Origin of the sequence: Streptomyces alanosinicus, from assembly GCF_014650595.1 — a bacterium.
GTDB lineage: Bacteria > Actinomycetota > Actinomycetes > Streptomycetales > Streptomycetaceae > Streptomyces > Streptomyces alanosinicus.
Genome location: NZ_BMVG01000112.1, coordinates 1 through 3,431 on the forward strand (window position 1 = coordinate 1; position 3,431 = coordinate 3,431).

At 71.6% G+C, this 3,431-nt stretch carries 3 protein-coding genes; 1 reads left to right on the forward strand and 2 read right to left on the reverse strand.

Features of this window, described 5'->3' with window-relative positions:
* A partial coding sequence (locus IE277_RS46350) for an IS1380 family transposase (protein ID WP_189960123.1) occupies nucleotides 1–1,336 on the reverse strand: 1,336 nt, incomplete at its 3' end.
* Between the two features lie 281 nt (nucleotides 1,337–1,617).
* Between IE277_RS46350 and IE277_RS46355 the strand changes: the two genes are divergently transcribed.
* Entirely contained in the window at nucleotides 1,618–1,857 is a 240-nt protein-coding gene (locus tag IE277_RS46355; protein WP_189960125.1) for a hypothetical protein, read from the forward strand.
* Nucleotides 1,858–2,122: 265 nt separating this feature from the next.
* Here the strand turns inward: IE277_RS46355 and IE277_RS46360 are convergent.
* The coding region (locus tag IE277_RS46360; protein ID WP_229882594.1) for an ISKra4 family transposase at nucleotides 2,123–3,431 on the reverse strand (1,309 nt) is incomplete at its 5' end.

A 3,431-nucleotide genomic window follows, 5' to 3' on the forward strand; every position in this document is an offset into this window, starting at 1 on the left:
CCGTGATCACGTCGGTCCAGGGCCAGTGCTTGGCGAGGCGGAGGTAGCGGCAGCGGCCGGTGGTGACGAGCTGGGCGGCGGTGGAGAACAGCCGCAGCCGCAGGCGGCGGGGTTCCCACAGCCGGGCGGGCCCGGTCAGGGCGAGCAGGGGCATCCAGGCGAGCAGGTCGAGGGCGATCTGGACGATCTCCAGCCAGATCTGGTTCTGCGCGGTGTCGTGGAGGGGGAGGTTGCGCAGGCCGGTGGCACGGGCGGCGCGGATGCGGTCCTCGGCCCGGGCCCGCTGGCGGTGGCGCAGTTCGAGGGCGGCGATCGCCTCGCCCGCCGTGTTGGTGGCGAAGCAGGTGATCCGCATGCCGTCGGTGTCGGTGAAGCGCAACTGGGCGCCGGGGTGCGGCCGTTCCTTGCGCAAGATCAGCCGCAGCCCTTTCGGCCGGCCGTCCAGCATGGCGCCGGCGAGTTCGGCCACCCAGGCTCCTTCGCGGATCTCGCCGTCGGGTTCGACGGCCGGCGTCCAGGCAGTGGCCGGAACCTTCCCGATGGCCTGGTGGATGGCGTCGGTGATGGTCATCCCGACCGAGTACGACAGCCACCGCCCGCGTGCGGCGAGCCAGGCCACGAACTCGTGGGTGCCGCCGCCGGAGTCGGTACGGATCAGCGTCTGACGCCCCCGCCGGAGACGTTTCGGCAGCTGAGCCAGGGCCAGTTTCGTGGCCTCGATGTGGTCGGCGGCGGTGTTGGAGCCCGCATTCCCGGGCCGCAGCAGGCCCACGACCGGCTCGCCGGACCCTCCCCGGCCGTGGTCGACGAACCCCATCAGCGGGTGGTGCCCGAAAGTCTTCTTCCAGGTCGCGGCCGCATCCTGCTTCTCGGAGTGCGCCAGGACGAGGACGCCGTCGATGTCCACGACCACCTGCCCGCCCGAGTCTGGCGCCGCATCCCCGACCAGCTTCCAGACGTGTTCGCGCACTTCGGCGCGGGCTGTGCGCAGTGCGGTCAGGGCCCGCGTCCCGCCCCGGGCGAACGTGTCGATGAGTCGGGAGACCGTCGGGTCGGAGGCCACCGGCCCGAACACAGCGGGCTCCGCCCGCAGCATGCCCACATCCGCCAGACAGTCCCCGCCCAACGCGACAGCGAGTGCCACATCCAGCAGGACCTTGCCCGGATCACGCACCGCCCGCGGCCTGCGCCACGGTTCCAGCGCCGTCGATATCACCTGATCCAGACCGGACTTGCGGACCGTCTCCACCAGCAGCACACCGCCCGCCTGGGACACCACCCCGCGGCCACCGCCCTCGACGCGGAGACGCGGGTACGACCCGATACGCTTCTTCACCTGGAGAGTGCTTCTTTCCTGCGGCGACCTGGACCCTAGACAAGTCCCATCGTTGCAGGTCAGGAGCACTCTCCGCGTTTCTGATCATCCACCGGACACCCTGCCGCATGAAAGCGCGAGGCTAACGATGCACCGCCTCGGCGGCGTGAACGTGGCCGGGACGCCCCGCAGGGTCATTCCCAAATTTGGGAATGACCCTGGCCTGGCCTTCGACTCGGAGGCCGGAGCTTCGCAGCAGGGCCGGACCGGCAGGTCGGCTACGACTGTCGGACGCAGGTGCGGTGTGTCTCGACCAGGGCACGCCAGCGGTTCGGACGGTGTGTGCCGCGTACGGCGTGGTGGAAAGCGAGTACGACTTCCAGGAGCGGGATGAGCCAGTTCAGTCCGGCGGTCTGGGCATGCAGGAGGGCGGCGCGGTCGCTGATGTCGCGGTCGGTGCCAGCGTCGCGGACGAGGCCAGCGACCTGGGCGAGCAGCGCGATCGCGTGCTGATCGAGCGGCTCCAGGAGCTGGCGGGCTAGGCCCTGTCGTCAAACTCCCGTCGTCCGCCCGGAGGGCGGGCCCGGCGGGGTCTGGCGCGTGCAGCTGCAAGACGGAGGAAGGAGTCGACGGTGGGGGTGCCCCCGCGGGGGCGCAGCCGAGCGTCGGCGACCGACGACAACGCCGCTGGGGGTGCCCCCTCTGGGGGAGTGCGTGCCAGACCCCGCCGGGCTGGGGGCACCTCCCACGCCCTCAAGGCAGTGGGGGAGGGAATTGGGTGCGGTTTGTTTCGAGTGACGGCCGTGATCAAGCGGTGACGGCATAAGTTCGGTGGTCGGAGGCAGGGTAGAGACGGTCGTGCTCGCGTGCGGCGTGGTAGCGCCAGTAAAGGTCGAGGTCTCCGTTGGAGACGACGACACGTAGACGCAGGACGGCTTCGGCTCCGTGCAGGCCCCAGCGGGCGCCGGTGATATCGAGGCGGTCGGCGATCAGGTGGCGGCAGGCGCCCTCGACCGCGCCGGTGGCGATCGGCCACCCGTTGTTGAGCGCGGTGTCGTACTGAAGCTGGTCGAGGTGCCCGGTCAGGTAGCGCTCGCAGGCGTCGACGGCCTCGCGCCGGGAGGCCGGCAGGTGTTCCCGCTCGGCCTGGACGGTCATCTCGGCGGCGACCCGGGCGGCGCGGCCTGCCAGGATCGCGGTCAGACGGTCAGCCGCCCAGACCTCAGCCTCGGTGGTGCCGGGTTTGTGGAAGGCGTGGGCGGCGGCCCACACGTACTCGGCGACGTGCACGAAGTCCAGCAGGACGTGGGCCGTGACGCCGCGTCGGCCGGTCTCTGCTGCGATCAGGTCAAGTTGGTGACGGGCGCCGTCGACCAGGACGACCCACGGCCGCAGGTGCTTCGGGTCGCGCGCCTGGGCCTGGTCGAAGGCGTCGGTGATGACCTGCTCGGGCGGGCGGACCAGGGAGGCGGTGCACCACCTGTTCTCCGCTCTCGGCCCCGGGCGGGCGGGACGCTCGCCGCTTCGGCCGCCGGGAGGGTGGATCACGTCGTGCGGACGCCTGGGCGCCGGACGAGTGTCGAAGACGCAGGCCACCGTCGCCATCCGCTTCCGGTTCGGCTTCTCGCCCGGCGCGAGCCGGCCGCGATGGCCGACGGCGGCTTTCTCGGCGGCTCGGCTGGTGGCCTCGCGCAGCGCCTCCGGGCGCATGACCACGCCCTTGCCGTCCACCTGGACCACCAGCGGCATCTCGCGGCTGCACGGGACCGGGATCTGGGTGCGGTAGAAGCCGTCGACGTCGACCGCGGCGGCGACCACGAGCTCTTCGAGGCGTCGCTTGCCGAGCACGTTCCCGCAGCGGCGCTCGACCGCATCGTGGGCCTGGTCGAACGAGCCGCGGACGGCTTCGGTGACCGCGAGCCGCCGTAATCCCGTGGAGTGTCGGCCCGCCGGCAGGGACAGCACAGCGTCGGCGGGATGGACGTTGCCCACACACCGGCCCCGGTGGGCGACCCGGGTGACCCGGACCATCCCGAAGACGGTGGCCAGCCAGCGCGGGTTGCGTCCAGGGGAGTGGTGTACGGGTTCGACCTGATCCGGGGGTTTGCTCCGGTGT